The sequence below is a fragment of the Sphingomonas aestuarii genome, from assembly GCF_054457155.1.
This window is the reverse complement of sequence record NZ_JBTKVV010000006.1, coordinates 52451-76640: the sequence shown is the minus strand read 5'-3', so window position 1 is coordinate 76640 and position 24190 is coordinate 52451. Positions and strand designations below refer to the sequence as shown.

22 protein-coding genes, 1 tRNA gene and 1 pseudogene are annotated in these 24190 nt (G+C 65.5%); 7 read left to right on the top strand and 17 right to left on the bottom strand.

Annotation, left to right across the window (positions count from 1 at the left end; genetic code table 11):
- Nucleotides 1-2 precede the first annotated feature (2 nt).
- The 12 genes and pseudogenes from ACX0GZ_RS12325 to ACX0GZ_RS12270 form a co-directional block, all read right to left on the bottom strand.
- Entirely contained in the window at nt 3-1394 is a 1392-nt protein-coding gene (locus ACX0GZ_RS12325) for a leucyl aminopeptidase family protein (RefSeq protein WP_458816852.1), read from the bottom strand.
- 73 nt (nt 1395-1467) lie between these two features.
- Nucleotides 1468-1542 (bottom strand) — tRNA-Glu (locus ACX0GZ_RS12320).
- Between the two features lie 49 nt (nt 1543-1591).
- On the bottom strand, nt 1592-3190 hold the full coding sequence (locus ACX0GZ_RS12315; RefSeq protein WP_458816850.1) for a class II 3-deoxy-7-phosphoheptulonate synthase: 1599 nt from the start codon (nt 3188-3190) through the stop codon (nt 1592-1594).
- Between the two features lie 87 nt (nt 3191-3277).
- Nucleotides 3278-4213: a D-2-hydroxyacid dehydrogenase gene (locus ACX0GZ_RS12310; RefSeq protein ID WP_458816848.1), complete on the bottom strand. Its 936-nt coding sequence runs from the start codon at nt 4211-4213 to the stop codon at nt 3278-3280.
- A gap of 165 nt (nt 4214-4378) precedes the next feature.
- On the bottom strand, nt 4379-5830 hold the full coding sequence (gene cysS / locus ACX0GZ_RS12305; protein WP_458816846.1) for a cysteine--tRNA ligase: 1452 nt from the start codon (nt 5828-5830) through the stop codon (nt 4379-4381).
- A 190-nt stretch (nt 5831-6020) separates the two neighbouring features.
- Nucleotides 6021-6749: pseudogene (locus ACX0GZ_RS12300) on the bottom strand (phytoene desaturase family protein); the annotation flags it as partial.
- A 146-nt stretch (nt 6750-6895) separates the two neighbouring features.
- Nucleotides 6896-7675: a phosphoribosylaminoimidazolesuccinocarboxamide synthase gene (gene purC, locus ACX0GZ_RS12295; protein WP_458816844.1), complete on the bottom strand. Its 780-nt coding sequence runs from the start codon at nt 7673-7675 to the stop codon at nt 6896-6898.
- Nucleotides 7676-7779: 104 nt separating this feature from the next.
- Complete coding sequence (kynU, locus tag ACX0GZ_RS12290; RefSeq protein ID WP_458816930.1) at nt 7780-8955, bottom strand: kynureninase; 1176 nt, start codon at nt 8953-8955, stop codon at nt 7780-7782.
- Nucleotides 8955-9770 carry an alpha/beta fold hydrolase gene (locus ACX0GZ_RS12285; protein WP_458816842.1) on the bottom strand — a complete coding sequence of 272 codons (816 nt, stop codon included), beginning with the start codon at nt 9768-9770 and terminating at the stop codon, nt 8955-8957. The genes kynU and ACX0GZ_RS12285 overlap by 1 nt, the downstream gene beginning before the upstream one ends.
- Before the next feature lie 149 nt (nt 9771-9919).
- The gene (locus ACX0GZ_RS12280; RefSeq protein WP_458816840.1) at nt 9920-10987 is read right to left on the bottom strand and encodes an NAD(P)/FAD-dependent oxidoreductase; all 1068 of its coding nucleotides are present in this window, start codon (nt 10985-10987) and stop codon (nt 9920-9922) included.
- Entirely contained in the window at nt 10978-11673 is a 696-nt protein-coding gene (locus ACX0GZ_RS12275; RefSeq protein WP_458816838.1) for a methyltransferase domain-containing protein, read from the bottom strand. Before ACX0GZ_RS12275 ends, ACX0GZ_RS12280 begins: the two co-directional genes overlap by 10 nt.
- A complete protein-coding gene (locus tag ACX0GZ_RS12270) occupies nt 11670-12719 on the bottom strand; it encodes a type III polyketide synthase (protein WP_458816836.1) in 1050 nt (349 codons plus the stop codon). Before ACX0GZ_RS12270 ends, ACX0GZ_RS12275 begins: the two co-directional genes overlap by 4 nt.
- Nucleotides 12720-12955: 236 nt before the next feature.
- Here ACX0GZ_RS12270 and parC point away from each other — a divergent pair, with 236 nt between their 5' ends.
- On the top strand, nt 12956-15196 hold the full coding sequence (gene parC, locus ACX0GZ_RS12265; RefSeq protein WP_458816834.1) for a DNA topoisomerase IV subunit A: 2241 nt from the start codon (nt 12956-12958) through the stop codon (nt 15194-15196).
- Nucleotides 15197-15258: 62 nt separating this feature from the next.
- Nucleotides 15259-16968, top strand: a complete 1710-nt coding sequence (locus tag ACX0GZ_RS12260) for a putative bifunctional diguanylate cyclase/phosphodiesterase (RefSeq protein ID WP_458816832.1) — start codon at nt 15259-15261, stop codon at nt 16966-16968.
- Here the strand turns inward: ACX0GZ_RS12260 and ACX0GZ_RS12255 are convergent.
- Genes ACX0GZ_RS12255 through ACX0GZ_RS12240 form a run of 4 tightly spaced genes read right to left on the bottom strand, consistent with a single transcriptional unit; the run spans nt 16938 to nt 19873 of the window.
- A complete protein-coding gene (locus ACX0GZ_RS12255; RefSeq protein ID WP_458816830.1) occupies nt 16938-18152 on the bottom strand; it encodes a CCA tRNA nucleotidyltransferase in 1215 nt (404 codons plus the stop codon). The genes ACX0GZ_RS12260 and ACX0GZ_RS12255 overlap by 31 nt on opposite strands.
- Entirely contained in the window at nt 18140-18742 is a 603-nt protein-coding gene (locus ACX0GZ_RS12250) for a CoA pyrophosphatase (protein ID WP_458816828.1), read from the bottom strand. Before ACX0GZ_RS12250 ends, ACX0GZ_RS12255 begins: the two co-directional genes overlap by 13 nt.
- Nucleotides 18739-19314, bottom strand: coding sequence for a DUF1285 domain-containing protein (locus ACX0GZ_RS12245; protein WP_458816826.1), 576 nt, complete (start codon nt 19312-19314; stop codon nt 18739-18741). The genes ACX0GZ_RS12250 and ACX0GZ_RS12245 overlap by 4 nt, the downstream gene beginning before the upstream one ends.
- 13 nt (nt 19315-19327) lie before the next feature.
- Entirely contained in the window at nt 19328-19873 is a 546-nt protein-coding gene (locus ACX0GZ_RS12240; protein WP_458816824.1) for a GNAT family N-acetyltransferase, read from the bottom strand.
- Nucleotides 19874-20052: 179 nt separating this feature from the next.
- Here ACX0GZ_RS12240 and ACX0GZ_RS12235 point away from each other — a divergent pair, with 179 nt between their 5' ends.
- Nucleotides 20053-20424 carry a dihydroneopterin aldolase gene (locus tag ACX0GZ_RS12235; RefSeq protein WP_458816822.1) on the top strand — a complete coding sequence of 124 codons (372 nt, stop codon included), beginning with the start codon at nt 20053-20055 and terminating at the stop codon, nt 20422-20424.
- 9 nt (nt 20425-20433) lie between these two features.
- Here the strand turns inward: ACX0GZ_RS12235 and ACX0GZ_RS12230 are convergent, their stop codons facing one another.
- Entirely contained in the window at nt 20434-21312 is an 879-nt protein-coding gene (locus ACX0GZ_RS12230) for a hypothetical protein (RefSeq protein ID WP_458816820.1), read from the bottom strand.
- A gap of 228 nt (nt 21313-21540) precedes the next feature.
- Here ACX0GZ_RS12230 and ACX0GZ_RS12225 point away from each other — a divergent pair, with 228 nt between their 5' ends.
- From ACX0GZ_RS12225 to ACX0GZ_RS12210, 4 genes are all read left to right on the top strand, one after another.
- Nucleotides 21541-22218, top strand: coding sequence for an energy transducer TonB (locus ACX0GZ_RS12225; protein WP_458816818.1), 678 nt, complete (start codon nt 21541-21543; stop codon nt 22216-22218).
- 66 nt (nt 22219-22284) lie between these two features.
- A complete protein-coding gene (locus ACX0GZ_RS12220) occupies nt 22285-23103 on the top strand; it encodes a MotA/TolQ/ExbB proton channel family protein (RefSeq protein WP_458816816.1) in 819 nt (272 codons plus the stop codon).
- Nucleotides 23104-23190: 87 nt separating this feature from the next.
- Complete coding sequence (locus ACX0GZ_RS12215; RefSeq protein WP_458816814.1) at nt 23191-23673, top strand: ExbD/TolR family protein; 483 nt, start codon at nt 23191-23193, stop codon at nt 23671-23673.
- Between the two features lie 25 nt (nt 23674-23698).
- Nucleotides 23699-24127, top strand: a complete 429-nt coding sequence (locus ACX0GZ_RS12210) for an ExbD/TolR family protein (RefSeq protein ID WP_458816812.1) — start codon at nt 23699-23701, stop codon at nt 24125-24127.
- Nucleotides 24128-24190 lie beyond the last annotated feature (63 nt).

The following is a 24190-nucleotide window of genomic DNA, read 5'->3' as shown; positions in this document are numbered from 1 at the left end:
GCTTATCTGGGATAGCGCGCCTTCAGCGCTGCCCATGCCGCACGAATGCCGAACGCGTCGCCCCCCTTTGGCCGTCCGGGCTTCGACAGCGGGCGCCATGCGAACACGTCGAGATGCGCCCAGACGGTATCCTTCGGGACGAAGCGTCGCAGGAACAGGGCGGCGGTGATCGATCCGGCAAAGCTGCCGTCGGGCGCGTTGACCATGTCGGCGATGTCCGATTTCAGCATCTCGTCATAGGGATCCCATAACGGCATCCGCCACACCGGGTCGCCTTCCGCCTCTCCAGCCGCGATCAGCGCATCGGCAAAGGCCTGGTCGTTCGAGAATAGCGGCGGCAGATCGGGGCCGAGCGCGACTCGCGCCGCGCCGGTCAGCGTCGCGAAATCGAGGATCAGGTCGGGATCCTCCTCGCCTGCACGGGTCAGCGCATCGGCCAGCACCAGCCGCCCTTCCGCATCGGTGTTGGTGTTCTCGACCGACAGCCCCTTACGCGTCCTGAGCACATCGCCCGGACGAAACGCGTCGCCGGACACCGCATTTTCGACCGCCGGGATCAGCAGGTGCAGGCGAACGGGAAGCTTTTCCGTCATCACGAGGCGGGCAAGCGCCAGCGCATGCGCGGCCCCGCCCATGTCCTTCTTCATCAGTCGCATCGCGACCGAATTCTTGATGTCGAGGCCTCCGGTGTCGAAGCAGACGCCCTTGCCGACGATCGCGATGCGCGGGTGCGCGGGGTTGCCCCATTCGAGTTCGATCAGTCGCGGCTCATACCCCTTGGCCGCCGCCCTGCCGACCGCGTGGATCATCGGATAGCCGCTTTCCAGCGCGCCGCCGCGCGTCACCGTCACCAGGGCGTCATGCGCCTTGGCCAGCCCCTCCGCCTCGGCTTCCAGCTCCGCCGGCCCCATGTCCGCAGCAGGGGTGTTGACCAGATCGCGGACCCGGATCGTGGCATCGGCCAGATTGCCGACCGCATCGATGCGCGACGCTTCGCCCGTCAACAAGATACGCGGACCCTGCGGGGCTTCGGGTTTGCGATACCGCTCGAACCGATACTGACCCAGCATCCAGCCGAGCATCGCCGGACCCGGTTCGCCTTCGGCCAGCCGATAGATGCCCTCGGGCAATATCTCTGCCAGATAGGCCAGGCACCAAGGCGAGAGCTGTGCGACATCGGCGACCACGGACACGACCGACCAGTCCTCCGCCGCATCGCCGGGAAGGATCGCATGAGAATAGCCTTTCGGCCTCAATTTCTGCGCCGTAACCGCCGCGCGGTGGCGCGCTGGTTGAGCGGCGAGCCATGCGTCGAAACGCGCCGGATCGGTCAGGTGAATGGTGCGCGCGGGCTGGCCGCGATCGGGCTGGACGATCGGAGTATCTGAGTGCATCGCCCGCGAATGTGCGGCGGAAGCGATCGCCATGCAAGCGCGCGGTTCCGGCTTTTTCACCGCCCGTCAGACCTGGTGACCCCTACGGGAATCGAACCCGTGTTTCAGCCGTGAGAGGGCCGCGTCCTGACCGCTAGACGAAGGGGCCGCGCTGTCGGGCAGCGGGAATGCGGCCCTAGGCGGGCGGTGGGGGAGCGTCAAGCCGCCGCCTTCCTGCGCTCCGCCATTTCCTGATTGAGCATTTCCGCGAGCAAAAATGCCAGTTCGATGCTCTGCCCGGCGTTCAGTCGTGGGTCGCAATGCGTGTGATAGCGGTCGGCCAGGCTCTGTTCGGTCACGTCGATCGCGCCGCCGGTGCATTCGGTGACGTTCTGGCCGGTCATCTCGGTATGGATGCCGCCCGCGAACGTGCCCTCCGCGCGGTGGACGGCGAAAAAGCCGCGGACTTCCGCCAGGATGCGGTCGAAGGGGCGCGTCTTGTAGCCGTTCGCCGCCTTGATGACGTTGCCGTGCATCGGGTCGCAGCTCCACACCACCGGATGGCCTTCGCGCTTCACCGCGCGGATGAGAGCGGGCAGGCCCTTTTCGATCTTGTCGTGGCCATAGCGGGTGATGAGCGTCATCCGGCCCGCGATCCGTTGCGGGTTGAGCGTGTCGAGCAGGCGGAGCAGCGCGTCGGGTTCGAGCGAAGGGCCGCATTTCATGCCGATCGGATTGCCGATGCCGCGCAGGAATTCGACATGCGCCGATCGTTCGAAGCGCGTGCGATCACCGATCCACAGGAAATGCGCGCTGGTGTCGTACCAGTCGCCGGTCAGCGAATCCTGGCGCGTCAACGCCTGCTCATAGGGGAGCAGCAGCGCCTCGTGGCTGGTGTAGAATTCGGTCGCCTTCAACTGCGGCACGCTGTCGGCGTCGATTCCGCAGGCGGCCATGAACTCGAGCGCTTCGCCGATCCGGTCGGCGACGTCGGCATATTTCTTGGACCAGGGCGAGCGGCCCATGAAATCGTGCGTCCAGCGATGCACCTGATGAAGGTTCGCATATCCGCCGCTGGCAAAGGCGCGCAGCAGGTTGAGCGTCGCCGCCGACTGGGTGTAACCGCGGATCAGCCGCTGCGGGTCGGGGATGCGGGCTTCAGGGGTAAAGGCGATGTCGTTGACGATATCGCCGCGATAGCTGGGGAGTTCGACCCCGTCGATCGACTCCATCGGCGCCGAACGAGGCTTGGCGAACTGGCCCGCCATGCGCCCGAGTTTCACCGTCGGCAGTTTGGACGCGAAGGTCAGGACGACCGCCATCTGAAGAATGACGCGGAACGTGTCGCGGATATTGTTCGGGTGGAACTCGGCGAAACTTTCCGCGCAGTCGCCGCCCTGGAGCAGGAAGGCGCGGCCTTCGGACACGCGCGCGAGGTCGGCGGTAAGATTGCGCGCCTCGCCCGCGAACACCAGCGGCGGAAAGCTGGCGAGCGTGTCGGTCGCCTGGGTCAATGCGGCGGCATCAGGATAATCGGGAAGCTGGCGGGCCTCGAACGCGTCGCCGGTCCAACTGCCCGGGGTCCAACTGTCGTCCATCATGTCCCCCGAATTGCGGGCGCTGACATGCCAGTCGGCATGGTGGGCGATGCCGTTGGCCGCGATCTGGTTGGCGATGGCGGAACTGGCGCGCTTGCCTTCTTCCTCCCAGCCCTGGACCGTCGATCCGGGCGTGTTGAACCACGCGCCGAACGCTGCGCGGGACAGGGCGCGTTCTTCGCGAAAGCGGCGGATTTTGGAACCTGCGAGTGTACTCATGCCAATCGCTTACCCCCATTGGGTAAATCGAGGCAAGCAAAGAAAAGCTATCGGGCGTGATCGATGCGCTCGCTTACCCCGTTCGCGTCAATAGCCCGCATCAAGATCGACGACGTTGCGCATCGGTCGGCCGTTCAGAAACGCGTCTAGATTGTCGAGGAACAGTGCAGCGGCGCGCTGGAACATCCGCGTCTGGCTGCGGCCCGATAGGTGCATCGAATGCAAGGTGTTGGGTGCGATCCACAAGGGGTGTTCGGGCGGCAACGGTTCGGGGGTGACGGTGTCGAGAAACGCCCCGGCGATGCGGCGCTTCTCCAGCGCTTCGATCAAGGCTTGCTGATCGACCATGTCGCCGCGCGCGACATTGATGAGCCACGCGGTCGGCTTCATCGCCGCGAGTTCGGCGGCACCGATCAGCGCATGGGTGTCGCCGGTCGAAGGCGCAGCAAGGACAACCCAGTCATAGTCGCCGATCCGCGCGCGCCACTGGTCGGGAGTCAGCGTGCCGTCGCGGCCCGAGCGGGTTACGCCGGTGACCTCGACCCCGAACGCCGCCAGCCGCTCGCCGATCAGCCGCCCGATCGAGCCATAGCCGATCACCAGTGCGCTGGTCTCGAACAGTTCCACCTGTCCCGGCGCTGTGATGCTCCATTCGCGGCGGTCGGCCATTCGAACGACCTCGTCATAGCGTTTGGCGGCGGCAAGGATGCCGAGCACGGCATATTCGGCGACGGCATAGGCGTTGATCCCCGCGCCGTTGGTCAGGACCGTGCCGCGCGCCTTGAGCAATTCGGTGTCGAACGCGTCGACCCCGGCATAGATGGTCGACAGCCATTTCAGGTTCGCGCCAGCCGCCGCGACTTCGCTGGTCCAGCCGGGCTGGTGCATGTCCACCCACCCGATCTCGGCGGTGGGAATGTGTTCGAGCGCGTCGTCGCGATGCGCGAACCAGTGGATGTTTAGATTATCCGGCAGCCTGGGTTCGAGCAGTGGGCGGGCGAGAGCGGGGAGCACGGCTTTCATTGAGGCAGGGTAACCGGTCGTTTGCGAAGGGCAACTAATTCCTCCTCGGCACGGGGAGGGAGACCATCCGAAGGATGGTGGAGGGGGTTGGCCACGAAGGTTGCGCTCCGCGGCTTGCCCCCTCCGTCAGTCGCTCGCGCTGTCACCTCTCGTGCCGGGGAGGCATCAGGCGATCTTCCAGTCCCAGCCGAGCGGGTCGCCGTCCATCACCTCGACCCCTGCGGCGGTCAGTTCGTCTCGGATCGCGTCGGACCGGGCAAAGTCCTTGGCCGCGCGGGCTTGCTTGCGCTCAACCAGCTTGGCTTCGATGGCGTAGGGGTCGATGGATGCGGTAGCGGGCCGGACGCGCAAATCGGCGCGGGTAATCGTCGCGAGTTCGAGGCCGAGAACGTTGTTCAATGCCGCGACCGCCGTCAGGCGACCGGCGGGCGCGATCGATTTGTCCGCAAGCAGTTCGTCAAGCACCGGCAGCGCGCGCGAGCTATTCAGATCGTCGCTGATCGCTTCGTCAAAGCGCTCCAGATACGCTGCCGCATCGCCGTTGCCTTTGGGTGCAGCGTCGCGAAGTTTCTCGATTGTCTGAACGATCCGCTTCAAGCGCGTCTGTGCGGCGACGACATTCTCCCACGTAAACTCCAATTCGCTGCGGTAATGCGCGCTCAGGCACATCAGACGGTAGGACAGCGGGTGGATGCCGCGATCGATCAGCACTTGCAGCGTCAGAAACTCTCCGGCCGACTTCGACATCTTGCCGCCGCGATCGACGAGGAAGTTGTTGTGCATCCAGATGCGCGCGCCGGTGAAGCCGGGCTCGGCGGTGTCGCACCCGCAATGCGCCTGATGCTTCGCCTGATTCTGGGCAATCTCGTTCGGGTGATGCACCTCACGGTGATCGATGCCGCCGGTATGGATGTCGAAGGGGTGACCGAGTTGCTCCAGGCTCATGACCGAGCATTCGAGGTGCCAGCCGGGCGCGCCGCGGCCCCAGGGTGAATCCCATTCCATCTGGCGTTGTTCGCCGGGCGGCGATTTGCGCCAGATCGCAAAGTCCTGGGGGTGGCGCTTGCCCGATACCGGGTCGATGCGACTTTCGCCGTCGCCGGTCGTCGCGCGCGCCAGGCGACCGTAATCGGGAACGGTGGTGCTGTCGAAATAGAGGCCGCTGTCGATTTCGTAGCAATGTTTGTCGGCGATCTGCTTGGCGAATTCGATCATCTGGGGGACGTAATCGGTGGCGACCGTCCATTCGGCGGGCTGGGTGATGTTGAGCCGTTCGATGTCCGCCTTGAACACCGCAGTGTAATGCGCGGCGATGTCCCAGATCGATTTCTGTTCGGCGCGTGCCGCCTTTTCCATCTTGTCGTCGCCCGCGTCGGCGTCGCTGGTCAGGTGACCGACATCGGTGATGTTGATGATGTGGCGGAGGCTGTAACCCTTCCATTTCAGCACGCGACCCAGCGTGTCGGCGAACAGAAAGGCGCGCATATTGCCGATATGCTGATAGTTATAGACGGTGGGACCGCAGGTATAGACGCGCGCCTCGTTGCCCTTGATCGGTCGGAATTCCTCGATCTGGCGAGTGAGCGAATTGTAGAGCTTGAGCGGCGTGTCGGTCATGGGTTTGGCGATTAGGCGCGGCGGCGCTTGCCGACAAGTCGCGCGAGCATCGACCGGTCGCGCAGGATCGCCCGCGCCGCATTATGCCCCGGCGCGCCGGTGACGCCGCCGCCGGGATGCGTGCCCGATCCGCACAGATAGAGGCCGGGGATGGGGCTGCGGTAATCGGCATGGCCGAGCACGGGCCGCGCGCGCCCATGCCGCCAATTGCGTGGCCCCATGCGCCGCGTCGTCCGTTCACCTCGCCGAAGACGTGATGGAGAAGGACATAGGCGGAGCCGGGCGTGTAGGGGCTGGCATGGTTGCCGACCACCGCGTCGAACCCGAACAGCGCGCGCACCGGGTCGCTTTCGAACCAGCCGTCGAGAAACTCCGCGGCGCTTTTGGAGAAGAGTTCGAGCAGGTCGCGCTGCGCCTCGCGCGACAGCTTCGCGGCGGTGCGCCCTTGGCTCAGCGCGGCGACAAGCGATGCGACCCCGCCGCCCGGTTGGGGCGGGGCCTTGAGGGCGAAAGCGCGCAGCACATCGGCGATCTTCTCCAGCGCCTCGCCATAGGCGGTCAGCCGGTCGGCATCCTTCGTCGAGAATTTGGCGAACTCGGCCTGGGTCTTGGCGGTGTCGTTGTGCGCGATCAGGTGGCGGCCATCGGGCAGCGGCATGAAATTGGCGGCCGGACGATGGACCATGCGCAGCCCGTGGTCGTGCAGCGCCATGTCGACGATGATTTTGGGCTGGAGCAAGCTGACGGTGTAGCTGGCGGTCGAATTGCGAAAACCGGGGGCGAATGCTTCGGTGACGGCCGCGCCGCCGACGATATGACGCGCTTCGAGGACGCAGGTGTTGAGGCCTGCCTTTGCGAGGTAAAAGGCGCAGACCAGGCCGTTATGCCCGCCGCCGATGACGATCGCGTCGTAGGTCATGGGGAAGGGGATAGCGTGGGGGGATTGGCCTGCCCACATCCATCGTCATTCCCGCGCAGGCGGGAATCCATAACCGCTGCTGTCTCGAAAGAAGCGCGCCTGTCAGAGAATATGGATTTCCGCCTGCGCGGGAATGACGGGGAGAACTATTTCCCCCGCTTCTTCCGATGCGTCTCCAGATCGAGCACCGCGGTGTCGCCGCCCTCGGGCAGCAACCCCAGCCGCCGCGCGACTTCCTGATAGGCCTCGACCTCACCGCCCAGATCGCGGCGGAACCGGTCCTTGTCGAGCTTTTCGCCGCTCGCCATGTCCCACAACCGACAGCCATCCGGGCTGATCTCGTCGGCCAGGATAATCCGGCTGAAATCATTGTCGTAGATGCGCCCGAATTCGAGCTTGAAATCGACCAGGCGGATGCCGATCCCGGCGAACAGCCCCGACAGGAAATCGTTCACGCGGATCGCCATGTCGGCCATGTCGTGCAGTTCTTCCTGCTGCGCCCATCCGAACGCCAGGATATGCTCGTCGGTGACCATCGGGTCGCCCAGCGCATCGTCCTTGTAATAATATTCGACGATCGTGCGGGGAAGCTGCTGGCCTTCCTCGATCCCCAATCGCTTCGACAGCGAACCGGCGACGACGTTACGGACGACAACCTCGATCGGCACGATCTCGACCTGACGGATCAGCTGTTCGCGCATGTTGAGGCGGCGAAGGAAATGCGTCGGGATGCCGATATGGCCGAGCAGCGTGAAGATATGCTCGGAAATCCGGTTGTTGAGCACGCCCTTGCCGTTGATCGTGCCCTTTTTCTGGGCGTTGAAGGCGGTGGCGTCGTCCTTGAAATACTGAATCAGCGTGCCGGGTTCGGGGCCCTCGTACAGGATCTTGGCCTTGCCTTCGTAGATCTGGCGGCGACGTGCCATCGGCGGTTTGCCCTTCGTCAAAAGCGATTGCCCCGGCGGCGCGGTGGCTTGCCGGGGCATCAAAGATGGGTCGCGCCTATATCGGACCGGCGCTGCCCGCGCAATCAATCGCGCGGGAAATCGGCGACGGTTTCGGCGATGATCCGTCCGGCGCGTACGACGTCTTCATGGCTGAGGTAAAGCGGGGTCAGGCCGAAGCGCATGATGTCGGGATCGCGGAAATCGCCGATGACGCCGCGTTCGATCAGCGCGTCGACGATCGCGCGCGCACGGGGGTGGCGAAAACCGATGTGGCTGCCGCGCTTCGCAGGATCGCGCGGGGTGACGCATTCGAGGCCGATGGCGTCGCCCTGCGCGGCGAGACTGTCGAACAGTGCGACGCTCTTGGCGAACAGCGCCGCCATGTCGATGCCCGCCATCTCGTCGATTCCGGCCTCCAGCGCGTTCATCGACAGCATCGGGGGCGTGCCCGTCCGCCAGCGTTCCATCCCCGCGCCGGGTTCGTACGCGTCGGTGAAGGCGAAAGGTGCGGCGTGGCCCATCCAGCCGCTGATCGGGTTGGCCCAGGCCGCCTGATGCCGCTGTGCCACCATCAGATAGGCTGGCGCGCCGGGGCCGCCGTTGAGGAACTTGTATCCGCAACCGACCGCGCAGTCCGCGTCGCCGAGATCGACGGGAACCGCTCCCGCCGAATGCGACAGGTCCCAGCAAATCAGCGCGCCCGCATCGTGCGCTGCCTGTGTCCACGCCGCCATGTCGAAGCGTTCGGCGGTCTTGTAGTGGACATGGGTGAGGAGGACGAGGGCGGTGTCGCCGTCGATCGCGTTGGCGAGTTGGTCGCGCGGCACGGCCTTCAGCGTCGCGCCGGGCACGCAGGCCACGGCTCCTTCCGCGATGTGCAGATCGGTCGGGAAATTGCCCGTTTCGCTGACCACCACCGTCCGCGCGGGATCGTGGCGGAGTGCGGCGACGATCAGCTTGAAGAGGTTGGTCGAGGTCGAATCGGCGACGATCACCTCGTCTGGCCGAGCGCCGATCAGGGCTGCGATCTTGGCGCCGATGCGCGCGGGTGAGTCCATCCAGCCTTCGCCCCAGCTGCGGATCAGCCGCTCGCCCCATTGATGTTCGACCGTTTCGCGGGCGGTGTCGATGGTGGCACGCGGCAGCGCCCCCAGCGAATTGCCGTCGAGATAGATCACACCGTCGGGAATCGCGAAGCGCGCCCGGTGCGCGGCGAAGGGATCGGCGGCGTCGAGCGTGCGTGCCTGGTCGAGGGTCATCATTCGGCGAATGCCTTGGCGATCAGGTCGCGCGTCTTGGTCCAAGCGGGCGTGCCCGGCGACACCAGCTCGACATGGCCGGTGCGGTCGATGCGGTGGAGCGTCGCGTCGTCACCCGCCGCCTTTGCCTTGGCGACGAAATCGGTTTTGAGGTCGAGCGGGATGATGCGGTCCTGCAACCCCGCGACATGATCCTGCGGCACCCCGATCGGCAGCAACCGCGCGACGGATGTGTCGCGGTAACGATCGACCGGGTTCGCGCCCTTCACCAGATCGGCGACCACCTTCACCCCGCAGCCATTGTCGGGCGTGTTCGCGGTGCGCTCCAGATCGGGCAGCCCGCCGAGACTGACGACGTGCGCGATGGGCAGCGGATCGGGCGATCGCAGGCGGCTGTCGGCAGGTAAGTTCGGTCGGGCGGCGAGCCACAGGGCGAGATGCCCGCCCGCCGAATGGCCGACCGCCACGACCTTGCGCGTGTCCAGCCCGAACCGCTCGGCATGGACCCGCATCGCGTCCGCCGCCGTGCCCGCATCGATAAATGTTCCCGGATAACCGCCACCGACATCGATCCCGCGATAATCGATGTTCCACACCGCATAGCCCGCATCGCGCAGGTCGGCGGCGGCCCAGTCCATCAATGTGCGGTCGGCGATGCTGGTGGTCCAGCAGCCGCCATGCACCATCAGCACCGTCTTGTGCGGAGGTTGCGTGCGGGGCAGCCAGACATCGACCTTCTGATATTCGTGCGCGCCATAGGCGATGGTCGCATCCGCCTTTGGACGGGCGCGCGCGGTGAGGTCGCCCCACGTCATCAACGTGGCCGATGGGGGCGTTGGACCGACGTAGGGGGCGCAGGCTGTCAGTGCCAGTGCGAGCGGAGCGAGGAAAAAGCGCATGGGCGTGCGTATCGCGGCTGAAGGAGTACGACAATGACCCATGTTCGGTAACTGGTTCGGGTGTATCACACCCTTGTCAGCCGCATGGCGCGACCGATTGCGCCCGGCAGCCGTTGCAGGATCGGCAACGCTCCACGCGCGATCAAAGGTCGTTCGGCGGCGCGCCATAGCAAAGAGGCTGTGCCGATCGGTTGTTTGAGCCTCGCCGCCAACTCGTTCTGAAACGCACGCGCCTCCTGCCCGCCAAGGATCGCCCGCGCTGCCGCCATCCCGCTGGCGAGCGCGATGCCGACACCTTCCCCTGCCAGCGAGGGGATGACGCCAGCCTGATCGCCCACGCGAAACAAGCCGTGCGTGTCGGCGGCGGTGGCGCGCCAGCCATAAGGGACATTGGCGATCGCCTGTGCCACGCCGGGGTCGATCCCGCAAAGGCGGTCGGCAAGCGCGGGCTGGCGGGCGATCAACTCGGCGAGCACGGCTTCGGGGCGCTGGCCCGCAGCGACGAAGGCGCTGCGACGAATGGCGAGGCACAGATTGGCGTGCCCACCCTCCTGCATCACCAGCCCGGCATAGCCGTGATCGAACAGGTGCAGTTCGATCGCGCCTGCAATGCGTTCGGCCAGTGCCGCGCCAGCGGGAAACCGCCAGCGCAGGCCCATCGCCGGGTCGGCGCTTGCCACGGGGCGAGCTGCGCCGCGCAGGTCGTGCTTGCCGGTTGCCAGAATGATATGAGCGGCGCTGATCTCGCTTTCGTCGGCCAGATGGAGCGTCCGCCCCTCGATCCGCCGCACCGCGACCCCGCGCCTCAGCGTCGCGCCGGATGCGACCGCGCGTTCGAGCAGCAGGCGGTCGAGCGTGCGTCGCGAGACACCGATGCCGGGGGCGGGGAGCGCGAACCGCGCGCTTCGTCTGCCCGCGAACAGGTGCAGCCGACCGACCGGGTGCCCGCCCAGGGCCGAGGACTCGATGCCAAGTTCGCTTAGCTGACCCAATGTGTTCCAGCTCAAAAATCCGCCGCACAGCGCGTCGTGGTCGCCGGTCCCGCGTTCCAGGATCGTCGGCGACATTCCGCCGCGCGCCAGCGTGATCGCGACGGCGGCACCCGCCGGACCACCGCCGACGATCAGCGGCATCGCTCGACACACAGGCGAAAGGGGAAACGGCGGACCACTCGCGCGCCCTTTATCCCGGCTTCTGCCAGCAACGGCGGCCATTCGGCGGGGCGATAGGCGCGGGCGATCGACAGCGTGCCGTCTTCGCGCACGATGCGGTGAGTGGCGAGGATGCGCGCGAGTAGCGGATAGCCCGCATGGGCGAAGCGGTGGCGGTGCAGGTCGTTGATCAGCCAGCCGCGCGCGGCATGGGCCTCCATGAAGCGGAGGAACGCGATCAACTGCGGGTGGCTCATGTGGTGCGCGACCAGGCTGGACAGGATCACGTCCCAATCTTCCCCGACGAGATCGGCATAGTCGCCGGTGCGATAATCGATGTTCATGGCCGTCGAGGTGGCAACGCGCGCGGCAGCGGGGGCCGAACGGGGGTTGAGATCAATTCCGACCAAATCGAGAGCGAGGCGCTTTCGCGCGCCCCAGTCTGCGATCCGTCGCAGCATGTCGCCCTGTCCGAAGCCCACGTCCAGTATCCGTAAGCGGTCGCCCGGCCTCGCCAACCGATCGAGAAACCCGATCGTCGGTCGCGCCGCCATTGTCCACCGGTTGACCCGCGCCAGATCGGCCAGCACCGCGTCATAGGTCGCGGGCGGCAGATCGGGCGCATCCATCTGCTCCTCGGCAAGCGCGCGGACCGACAGGTCGGTCATGGCGAGCAATACCGAAAGCCCTCGACCGCCAGACCGGGGCCAAAGGCAAGCGCGACGCCCGATCCGACAGGATCACCCGACAGGATGCGTTCGAGCGCAAACATGAGGGTCGATGAACTCATATTGCCGTGGTTGCGCAGCACCGCGCGCGATTCGTTCAGCGCATGGGCGGGCAAGCCAAGCCCGTTTTCAACCGCGTCGAGCACCGAACGTCCGCCGGCATGGACCGCCCAACTGTCGATCGCCTGCGGATCGCCGATCCGCGACCGAAAGGCCTCGGTCGCCAGCGCGCTCGAAATTCGCCCCGGCACTTCGCCCGACAGGCCCATCGCAAATCCGGTGTCGCCGACGTTCCAGGTGATCAGCCCGTTGCTGTCGGGCAGGGCCAGCGCGAAGGGAGCTTCGATCTCCAGTCCGACCGCTTCGCTGGTCACCAGCGCCGCCGCCGCGCCGTCTGCAAACAGCAGCATCGCCAACAGGGATTCGAGGTCGCTCGATTGCTGGAGGTGCAACGTGCTCAGTTCGACTGTTACCACCAGCACGCGCGAATCGGGTTCGGACCGGACGATGTGATGCGCGGTCTTGAGCGCGGTTACCGCGGCGTAACACCCCATGAAGCCGATCAGCGTGCGCTCTACGGTTTCGCTCAGGTCCAGTTGGCGTGCGAGAATCTGGTCGATGCCGGGGGCGACGAAGCCGGTGCAACTTGCGAGCACCAGATGGGTGACGCGATCGAGCGGACCCAGCTTTCTTGCGGCATCGGCGGCGAGCGCAGGCGCGTGTTCGGCATAGAGCCGCATCCGCTCGGCGGTTCCGGGCCAGGCGTCGCCGTAGAATCCGCCCGGATCGGTCTGTGTCCCGCCGCTCGTGGACGGGGGCAGGATGCTCATTCGGTGGGCGATCCCGGCACGGTCGGCCATCCGCGCAAAGATCGCCCGCTCGCGCTCGTTCGTCAGTTGCGCGGTCGCCCAATCGATAAAGGCCCGGTGAACGTCATGCGGGGGAAGTGCAGTCGTTATCGCGTTCAGATAGCTGGCAACCGCCATGTTCCGATCTTCTCCGTACGCGATCGGTGACCGAGGCGCATGCCAGCATAACGTGGTTGGCGTACATGGGTATCCCATCGACACCGGTTTGTTTCGAGCGACGTCGCTAAACTTGTCGCAAGCGTTGGATCGACGGTTCTCGATGTCGCTCGAAACGAACGGCGGAGGGGTATCGTGTTGAGGGTACGAAACCGCCCCTTACGCAGCCGCACGTGCGCTGCTAGTCCTTCGCGCCTATGGCCACCGACTTGTCCGACCCCTTCAACGCGATCGTCGATCATCCCTTCGATTCCGCGCTCAGCGAACGCTATCTTGTTTATGCATTGTCGACGATCACGGCGCGGTCGCTGCCCGACGTGCGCGACGGGTTGAAGCCGGTTCACAGGCGTCTGTTATGGGCGATGCGGCTGCTGAAACTGGACCCGGCATCGGGCTACAAGAAATGCGCACGCGTCGTCGGCGACGTGATCGGCAAATACCACCCGCATGGCGACCAGTCGGTCTATGACGCGATGGTCCGCCTCGCCCAGAGCTTCGCGCTGCGCTATCCGCTGGTCGACGGGCAAGGCAATTTCGGCAATATCGACGGCGATAACGCCGCGGCTTACCGCTATACCGAAGCGCGGCTGACCCAGGTTGCGATCGACCTGATGGCGGGCCTCGACGAGGACGCGGTCGATTACAAGCCGACCTATAACGGCGAGGAGCATGAGCCCGAGCTGTTCCCCGGCCTGTTCCCCAATCTGCTCGCGAACGGCGCGAGCGGGATCGCGGTCGGCATGGCGACCAGCATCCCGCCGCATAATGCCGCCGAGCTGATCGACGCGGCGGTGATGCTGATCGACGACCGCCAGGCCGACGACGCGGCGATCCTTGGCCATGTGAAGGGGCCGGACTTTCCGACCGGCGGCGTCGTGATCGACAGCGCCGCCGCCATCGCCGAAAGCTATGCCACGGGGCGCGGCGGGTTTCGCGTGCGATCGAAATGGGAAGTCGTGCGCGAAAAGGGTGGCGGCTGGCACGTCATCGTCAGCGAGATTCCCTATGGCGTGCAGAAGGGGAAACTGATCGAGTCGGTCGCGGCGATCATCAACGACAAGAAATTCCCGATCCTGGGCGACATCCGCGACGAATCGGATGCCGACATCCGCATCGTCCTCGAACCGCGCAGCCGCACGGTCGATGCCGATACGATGATGGACGGGCTGTTTCGCCTGACCGATCTCGAAACCCGCATCCCGCTCAACCTCAACGTGCTGGACAAGGACCGCACGCCGCGGGTGATGAGCCTGCGAGAGGCGCTGTCGGCCTGGGTCGATCATCAGTTCGTGGTCCTGCGCCGCCGCAGCGAACACCGTCTGGCGAAGATCGCCGACCGGATGGAATTGCTGTCGGGCTATATCATCGCGTTCCTCAACCTCGACCGGGTGATCGAAATCATCCGTACCGAGGACGAGCCCAAGCCGGTGATGATCGCCGAGTTCGAACTGACCGACCGTCAGGCCGAAGCGATCCTCAACATGCGGCTGCGGTCGTTGCGCAAGCTGGAGGAAATGGAGCTTCGCAAGGAGCGCGACGCGCTGGAGAAGGAGCAGGCGGAGCTGAACCTGCTGCTCGGTTCCGAAGCCCGGCAGCGCACGCGGCTGAAGCGCGACCTTGGCAAAATCCGCGACCGCTACGGTCCCGAAACCGAACTCGGCAAGCGCCGGACGCTGGTCGAGGAAGCGGCACCCGCGCGCGAAATCCCGCTGGAGGCGATGATCGAGCGCGAGCCGATCACCGTCATCCTGTCGCAGCGCGGCTGGATTCGCGCGATGAAGGGGCATGGCGACCTGTCCGCCGCCGACGCCGCCAAGTTCAAGGAAGGCGACGGCCCGCTCTTCGCCTTTCACGCGCAGACGACAGACAAATTGCTGCTCGCCGCTGACAATGGCCGCTTCTACACGCTGGGCGCGGACAAATTGCCGGGCGGGCGCGGGTTCGGCGAGCCGGTGCGATCGATGATCGACCTGGAGGGGGAGATCGTCGGGCTGGTGCCGGCCAGCGCCGCACCCCGCATGCTGCTGGCGGCGACCGACGGGCGCGGCTTCGTGCTGCGGACCGCCGATGCGATCGCCGAGACGCGCAAGGGCAAGCAGGTGATGAACCCGCGCGCCGGATCGCGGTTGAAAGTCGTTCGTCCGATCGCGCCCGACGACGATTATGTTGCGGCGGTGGGGGATAACCGAAAGCTATTGGTGTTCCCGCTTTCGGAACTGGGCGAACTGGTGCGCGGGCAGGGGGTTCAGATCCAGCGCTACCGCGACGGGGGCCTGTCGGACGCGCGAACTTTCCGGTTCGATGAAGGGCTTAGCTGGACGATGGGCGGCGAACAGGGACGCACCCGGACCGAGGCGGACATGGGGTCTTGGCGCGCGGCGCGGGGGGCGGCGGGACGCATGCCGCCGACCGGATTCCCGCGCGACAACCGGTTCTGAGGATTATTACGGGGCCGTTTCTTCAACAGCTTTTAACCACTGGACATTAGGCCGGTGGGTGAATGTTTCGCAGGAAGCCCGCAGCGCAGACGTTGCGCGATGCGCCGGTCATCACCGCGCCACCCGCGCCCGTGCCCGGAACCAGCGATCACATCTCCGGCATCGAACTGGTCCCCGTCCCCTGCTGCGTCGTGGTGGTTCGCGACGGCGTCGTTCGGCTTGATGTCGTCAATCGAGCGTTCCGACTGGCAGGGCTGGGGACGACCTCGGGCAAATCGGTATTCGTGGAGGATAATGGCGCACGGATTGCCGCGTTCATCGGCAGCAGCGACTTGCGCGACGAATTCGACTGGGAAGTGGGCGAGGCCGTCGACAGCCGCCATTATGGCGTGACGCTGGCGCGTCGTCACACCCGCGCGGGCAGCGGGCGATGCTTCGTGACGCTGGTCGATAACACCATCCGCTATCGCACCGAACAAAGTCTGCGGCGCGAGATGTTCACCGACGCGCTGACCGGCCTGCCCAACCGCGCGGGGTTCGAGGAACTGCTCGAATCGCTCGAAGACGGTGCGCTCGCAAAACACGCCGTTATCGCCGTCGATCTGGCGCGGTTCAGCCGGATCAATGCGTGTATCGGATCGCTGGCCGGCGACGAATTGCTCATCTCGGTCGCGCGCCGCCTGAAAGGCGCCTTGCGCGGGCGCGACAGCCTGGCGCGCACCGGCGGGGACGAATTCGGCATCCTGCTGTCGGTCGAGGACGGCGCGGGCGACGCGTTTCAGGTCGCCAAGCGTATCCAGTCGGCCTTGTCCACGCCGTTTCGCCTGTCCGAACATGAGGTTCAGGTCGATTGTTCGATCGGCATCGCGCTGGGTGCCGACAGCGCCGACAGCGCCGAAGACCTGATCCGTCACGCGCAATTCGCGGTGAAGCGGTCGCAGGCCACGGGTCGCGTCGAAGTCTATCAATCGCGCAGCTTCGACCATGCGCGCGAGCAATTCTCGATCGAGGCCGAACTGCGCCGCGCGATCGATAACGGCGACCTGTATCTCGCCTTCCAGCCGATCTGCGATCTGGCGACCGGTCGCATCACGTCGTTCGAATCGCTGGCGCGCTGGCGGACGGCGCAGGGGATCGAAATGTCGCCGGTGAACTTCATTCCGGTGGCGGAGGAATCGGGCCTGATCGTCCCGCTCGGTCGCTGGGCAATGGACGAATGCGTGCGGACGCTTGCCGAATGGGATGCCAAGGCGGGGGGCGATTGCGGCATCCGCATGGCGGTCAACCTGTCGGCGATCCAGCTTCAGCGCGATCAGGTGGCGAACATGGTGCGCGGCGTGCTGGAAAAACATGGCATCGCCGGAAGCCGCCTGACGCTGGAACTCACCGAAAGCGCGATCGTCGGCGATCCCGACCGCGTGTCGCAGACCGTGCTGGCGCTGCGCGACCTGGGCACGACGCTGGCGATGGACGATTTCGGAACGGGCTATTCGAATCTGGCCTATCTTCAGAAACTGCCGATCGACCTGCTCAAGATCGACCGCAGTTTCGTCGCGGGAATGCTAGCCGATCGCGACAAGATCGCGATCGTCCGCGCGATCCTCAGCCTGGCGCAGGCGCTGGGGATGCAGACCACCGCAGAAGGGATCGAGCAGAACGAGCTTGCCCAGACGCTGGCGGCGATGGGCTGCACCTATGGCCAGGGCTATCTGTTCTCGCGCCCGATCGAGGCGGATGCGGCTTACGACCTGCTGGTTTCGCGCAACCACTGATCGACGGTGACATCGGCGATTTCGCGCGCGCGGGGCGTGTCGGGAAATCCTTCCGCCACCCACTGGTCACGCACCTGACCCAGCAGCCTGGCCACATCCGGTCCAGCCTGAATCCCCCGTGCGACGATGTCTCCGCCCGATACGGGGAGGGTGGGGACGTCCCAATCGCGAATCTCGGCCATGCGCGCCGCGACATCGGCTTCCTCAAGATCGGCCAGCAGCAACCGGTCGATTGCGGCGTGTTTGCCGATGCGAAAGGCTAGCGGGCGCGGCGCTTCGTTCGCATCGCCGATCGCGGCGGCAATCCGTTTACGATGGGCGTTGGACAGTTTCAGCCGGGCAGCGACCCCATCGGCCTTTGCCGCGTCCGATGGACCGACGGCGATCAGGCGACGGATGGGATCGGGATCGAAGCCTAGCGCCACCTCGCGCAGCGTCAGCCGTTCGAGCCGGTCGATGCCGTCTGCCGTGACCTCGGGCAAGACCGGCAGCAGCACGCCGCGCGAAACCATCAGCCGCAGCACGCGCACCGCGTCGCGGGCGACCAGCAGCTTCAGAAACTCGTCGGCGATCCGCTCGCGCGACAGGGCCATCAGGCCGTTGGCGCGCGCAACGCACGCCTCCAGCCCCGCTTCGTCCGGTGTGTCGCCGAACCGCGCCATGAAGCGGAAGAAGCGCAGGATTCGCAGGTGATCCTCGGCAATGCGGCCCAGCGGATCGCCGATGAACCGCACGCGGCCAGCTTTCAGATCGTCCAGCCCGCCGAAATAGTCGAAGACTTCGCCCGTCTGCGGATCGGCATAGAGCGCGTTGATCGTGAAATCGCGCCGCGCCGCGTCTTCGCGCCAGTCATCGGTGAAGGCGACTTGGGCGTGGCGACCATCGGTCGATACGTCGCGGCGCAGCGTCGTCACCTCGACCGGGCCGCCTTCGGTGATCGCGGTGATGGTGCCGTGGGCGATGCCGGTCGGGATCGGCTTGATCCCCGCCGAACGCAGCGTCGCCATCACCGTATCCGGATCGTGGCGTGTGGCGATATCGACATCGGACACCGGCAGGCCGAGCAGCGTGTCGCGCACCGCGCCGCCGACGAATCGCGCATCGCCCGCCCCCAACGCCGCCGCCAGTTCGCGCAGGCCGGGGCGCGTCCGCCAATCGGCATGGGGCAGCGTTATTCCGCCCATCGCAGCCGCCGCGACAGGTTGACGAGCATCGCCGCGGTCGCACCCCAGATGCGCCGCTCGTTCCACAAAATCTCGTAATAATGCCGGTCGCGACCCTGCCATTCGACGCTGGCTTCGAGGTGATTGGCCGGCTCCAGCACGAAATCGAGCGGCACTTCGAAAATGTTGGCGACCTCGGCTTCGTTGGCGCGCAACACCACATCGGGCGCTACAACGCCGACCACGGGCGTCACGTCGAACCCGGTGACGGTGCGATAGCGATCGGCGGTGCCGACGATCTCGACGGCATGGGGCGCCAGCGCGATTTCCTCCTGCGCCTCGCGCAGCGCGGCGGCGACCGCGTCGGCGTCGGTCGGATCGATTCGCCCGCCGGGAAAGGCGACCTGGCCGGCATGGTTGCGCATGTCGTCGCGCCGCTGGGTCAGGATCAGGCCCGGCACCGGTCGGTCGGTCACCGCGATCAGCACTGCGGCTTCGTACAGCGCCTCGCTTGCGCCGACATCGGCGTCGCGATCGTCGCCGGTCAACAGCACCAGCTGGTCGTGATCGACCGCCGCCAGCGCGTGGCGCAGCCGGTCGGCCAGCGTCACTCGATCGATCCTTGGGCAGGCTCCATCGCGAAGAACGCGCCGTCGCTCCAGATGCCGGGCGTGCCGCCAGCGTCCGCCAGGGCGCGTTCGGCGAGTTCGTAATAGACCGCGCGCGAAATCAGCGCTTCCAGCCCGCGACGGACGTGGAGATAGGGCCGGGGGCCATCCTCGTGCGCCTCGAACCGGATGGCGTTGTCGGGACCGGCGGTGACGATATCGTCGGTGTTCAGCCGGAAATGCAGCCGCGCGGCTTCGCCGTCGCCATCCGCCTTCATCTCCACCGCGACGAAGGGCGCGTCCTCGACCTCGATGTCCAGCTTTTCTACGGGCGTGACCAGCACATGGCTGCCGTCATCCTCGCGGCGCAGGATGGTGGAGAAGAGTTTGACCATTGCCGCGCGGCCGATCGGCGACCCCTGGTGAAACCATGTCCCGTCGCGCGCGATCCGCATTTCGCTGTCGCCGCAATGATCGGGGTTCCAGCGTTCGACCGGCGGCAGCTTGTGCTCCTCGGCCAGCCGGGCGATGTCGGCGAGCGACAGGCTCGACAGGTCGGGTGTCTGATCGTTCATGATGATCGAGCCGTTAGGGCATCGGCGCGGGCGCGGGCAAGTCCGATCGGACGAGCCGTGCGGCGACCTGCCCGGCAAGCGCCGGAACACGGGGGCCCCGCGCGAGCAGCCGGTCGCGATCGAACGGGCCGGGCAGGGTCCATTGGCCGGTATGTGCAGCGGAAAAACCGAAAAAGCGGCCATAATAATCCTGATCGCCGATCAGCATCAGCGCGTCGGCGCCGGGGAGGGCGGAGCGTTCGGCGATGGTGAGCATGTGGGTCATCAGCGCCTTTCCCAGCCCGGCCTGTTGCCAGCGCGGATCGACCGCCACGGGGCCGACCATGATCATCGGCACCGCCCGAGCCTGGGTGCGGAGTTCGACCGGCCAGCACTGGATCGTGCCCGCAAGGTCGCCGTCGTCGCGCCGCGCCGCGAAGCTGAGCGCGCGAATCGCCTTCGTCCCCTCGCGCACGCGATAGGCGGTGCGGGCATGCCGGTCGGTCCCGAACGCGCGGTCGAGCAGCGCTTCGATCCGTTCGGGATCGATCGTATCGAGGAGGACGAAGGGCTGGTTCAATGCGGGCTTTGGCTTTCGGGTGGCTTGGGCGGATGGCTCGGGGCGCGGCCTGATAGCGGGGCGTCTGGCCCACGCAAAGCAAATTGGCGTTGGCGACGCCCAGGCCGGACGCGCGCACGGCTTCCCCCCGGCGGACGCCACCGCTATGGGCGCGCTTCGTAACCAGCGGGGAATGCGCGTTGAAGGATCATTTGCAGCTCGAAGTCCATGACCTGGAGGTCCAGGTGCTGACCGGCGTCTATTCGGAGGAAACGCATCTTCCCCAGCCGTTGCGGATTTCGATCACCGTCGATCTCGACTGTCCCGACCATTTCGCGCCCGATACGCCCTTGTCGGCGTCCAAAAGCTATCTCGATCTGAAAGCCGCGGCCAGCACGTCGCTGCCGCCCGGAGTCCATTTCACCCTGATCGAGGGCGTCGCCGATCACATCGCCGAAACCCTGTTCGTCGAGGATCCACGGGTGTCGCGCGTTCAGGTGAAGATCGTGAAGCTGGCAATCGCCGAGGCGGGCGAGGCGATCGGCATCACGCTCACCCGCCACCGCAGATAGCGCAAACGCCTACCAGGCGGCGCGATTGGTCGTGCCGCTGCCCCGGCACGGGCCGAGCGATTCGAGCACGAACTGGTAATCCTCGCGCACGATCGCCGCATGTTCGGGCATGTCGGCGGCGACATTGCCCTCTGGCAGCGCGCCGGGAAGCCCGCAGGCCAGCCGATACCAGAGCAAAGTGTCGCGCGCGGGCGGGCGCGATCCTTCGCCGACGATCTCGCCCAGCGATACCGCCCAGTTCCGCTCGCCATTTGGGCGACGCAGGATGCTGAGCGAAATCGGATCGTTGCGCGCGGTCAGCAGGAAAATCTGCGTCTCGCCCTGACCCGGCAGGTCGCCCGGCGTGTGGAAAGCGTTGCCGACGCCGGTGATCTCGGGCGGTGCGTCGGGCGACACGACTTCCTCTGCGATTCGCCGCACCAGCGAATCGCGTTCGGGCGACCAGTCGTAATGTGCGTCGTTCGACAGCAGTTGCACCTGATCGCTGCGACCGGGTACGGGCCGCGCGAACAAGAGCACGCGCAGGCGGTTCAACCGCGGCGCGCGCCCTCGCGAATCGAACGGCACGTCGAGCAGATAGCCGACCCGCGACGGGATCGCGGTCGTCCCGCGAATCAACGAAAGCACGTCGGCGGTCACGTAATAACGGACATGTCCCGGAGCGAGACCGGCCGCTTCGTCGCCGCGAATCCGGCTGGTCGACCGGACCGTCGCGTCGATGATCAGCGGTGCTTCGATCACCTGTGCGGCATAGCGCGGATAATCGATATCGGCGGCCGGCTGGCCGACGGCAGGAGGGGCGCTAAGTTGCGCTAAAGCGGGGGGAACCGCGGCGGTACCCAGCAAAAGGGCGGTTGCCGTAACGAAAGGCTTGGCGAGTGCGTTCATAGGGGATACCGTTAACGAACCAAGCTGTCTTGATACAGAAATAATTCCTGTCCACGACGTTTGTACGTTTCTTGCGTCCGACAAATGGTTTGCGGAATGCAAAGCGTGAAGTTAGAGAATCGTTTCCGTGACTGGCATGGGCGAAAGCATATGCCGGTCAGGCTTGTTTCCCGTCGCCGTCAGGCCGGGCGATGTCTCGAACGGGTTAATTAGGAGTGACCTTGCTGAATGGCCTACGCTGACCAAAAAGCAGGTGGCAGTCGGTTTGTGGCGATCGGGATCGTTGCGATCATCCACGTCATTATCGGTTATGCGTTCATTTCGGGTCTCGCATATGAATATGTGAAAAAGGCCCAGGAAGAACTGAACGTCATTGACGTGACCGTGCCCCCGCCACCGCCACCGGAAGAACTACCGCCGCCGCCTCCGCCACCGGAGTCTGCGTCGCCGCCGCCGCCGCAGACGACCGTCGTCGTGCAGCAGCCGATTGTCAGGGTGCCGGTGCCTTCACCGCCCATTCGCACCTCGGACATCATTCCCGATTTCCAGCCCGTCGCGCCCCCAGCGCCGCCTGCGCCTCCCGCGCCGCCGGCCCCGCCTGCGCCCCCCGCGGTCAGCAAGAAAGCCGGTCCGCGTGGCGATATCAGTCGTTTCTTTGGGCAGGCGAACTATCCCCCGTCGGCCATTCGCGACGAAGCGGAAGGGCGCACGCGAGCGACCCTGACGATTTCGCCGACGGGCACCGTGTCCAACTGCGTCGTCACCAGTTCCTCGGGCAATTCGGCGCTGGACGACGCCACGTGCCGCGGTGCGCGCAGGGCGCGGTTCACGCCGGCGCAGAACGAGGCGGGTCAGCCCGTCGAGTCGACTTATCCGTTGTCGGTTACCTGGCAGCTTGATCGCTAATCCCTTGCCGGCGGTCGGTGCCTCGGCGCTGGTCGGAAGCAGATTTTTCTAAGGAAGAACCTCAAAATGCTCATCAACATCCTCGCCGCGGGTGCGGCAGCTACGGAAGGGTCGAACCCCTACGGTTTCTGGGAAGCACTCGAACAGGGCGGCGTCATCGCATGGGCGACCTTCGCGGTCCTCGTCATCATGTCGATCGGTTCGTTCTACATTCTGTTCACCAAGCTGTTCGAGCAGCAGAAGGTGATCAACCAGGGTAAGCGGATGCGCGAAACCTTCTGGAAATCGAACAGCCTGCGCGAAGGTGCAGCCAAGCTCGAAAAGAACTCGGCGTATCGCCAGATCGTCGATGACGGCATCGAAGCGCAGGACCAGCACAAGAAGCTGACCGATCCGGTCGAGGCGCATGACTGGCTGCACGGTTCGCTGGCGCGTTCGGAAGCGTCGATCAACTCGTCGCTGGGCAACGGCCTCGCCTTCCTCGCGACCGTCGGTGCGACGTCGCCGTTCGTCGGTCTGTTCGGTACGGTTATCGGTATCTACCGCGCACTCATCAAGATCGGCGCGGCCGGTCAGGCCTCGATCGACGCGGTCGCAGGCCCGGTTGGTGAAGCACTGATCATGACCGCACTCGGCCTCGCCGTGGCGGTTCCCGCGGTGCTTTCGTACAACTGGTTGCAGCGCCGCAACAAGGCGATCGCGGAAGACCTGTCGGCCTTCTCGACCGACGTGCTCGGCTTCCTGGCGTCGGAAGGCGCGGTTCGCCCGAACCACGGCGCGACCACGGCTGCTGCCGCACGAACCGCCGCAGCTGCAGCGCCCGCGAACAAGGCGCCGACCACGACCGCCGGCCAGACCGGTGGCGTTCAGACGCCGCGCGCATAATCGATTGGAGTACCGGGTGGCGGGCCATGCGCTCGCCACCCCCGCTCGCCTTTGGGCGAGACGCGTGACAAGGATAGGATAACGCCGATGGCGATGAGCGTTGGGGGCGATGGCTCCGATGAAAAGCCGATGTCGGACATCAACACGACGCCCCTGGTGGACGTCATGTTGGTTCTCCTCATCATCTTTCTGATTGCGATTCCGGTCGTGGTGCAGACGGTCGAACTGAATCTGCCAAAGGTGCAGTTCGAAGCGACCGAAACCAAGCCTGAGAACGTCAATCTTTCCGTGATGGGCCAGGGCGATACCTGCCAGGTCTATTGGAACATGACTCCGGTGACGGCCGAAAACCTGCTCGAACGCGCAGTGACCAAGCTGGAAGAAGAAGTCGAACGCCAGGGCGGCCCGAATGCCGCTGGCCTCGAACTTCCCGAAGTGCATATTCGCGGCGATGTGGACACGCCTTATCGCTGCATCGGAGGCACCATCTACACTATGCAGTCGGCTGGTTTCGCGAAGGTCGGATTCATCTCCGAGCCGCCCGCGGGCACAGTCACGACGCGGCAGTAAGCGCGAGAGTTAGGAGTAGCCTGATATGGGAATTAGCGCCGGTACCGATGACGGCGAACCGATGATGGAAATGAACACGACGCCGCTGATCGACGTCATGCTCGTTCTCCTCATCATGTTCATCATCACCATTCCGATCCAGACGCACGCGGTGAAAATCGATCTGCCGCAGCCGTCTGACAGCCCCAATCAACCGTTGATCGACCCGATCAGCAACAAGCTGATCATCACGCAGCAGGGTCAATTGACCTGGAACGACGCGCCGATCGACGAAGTGACGCTGGCCCAGTATCTGGAACAGACACTGACCATCGATCCCGCGCCGGAATTGCATTTCCAGCCGGACCCGATGGCCCGTTACGAAACGGTCGATGAAGTGCTCGCGATCATCAAGCGGTCGCAGGTCACCAATCTCGGCTTCGTCGGCAACGAACAATATCGCGCGGCGTTCTGATCCTCACGGGACAGGACAGTCGAGCGTAATGCGAAAAGGGCGCCCTCGGGGCGCCCTTTTTTG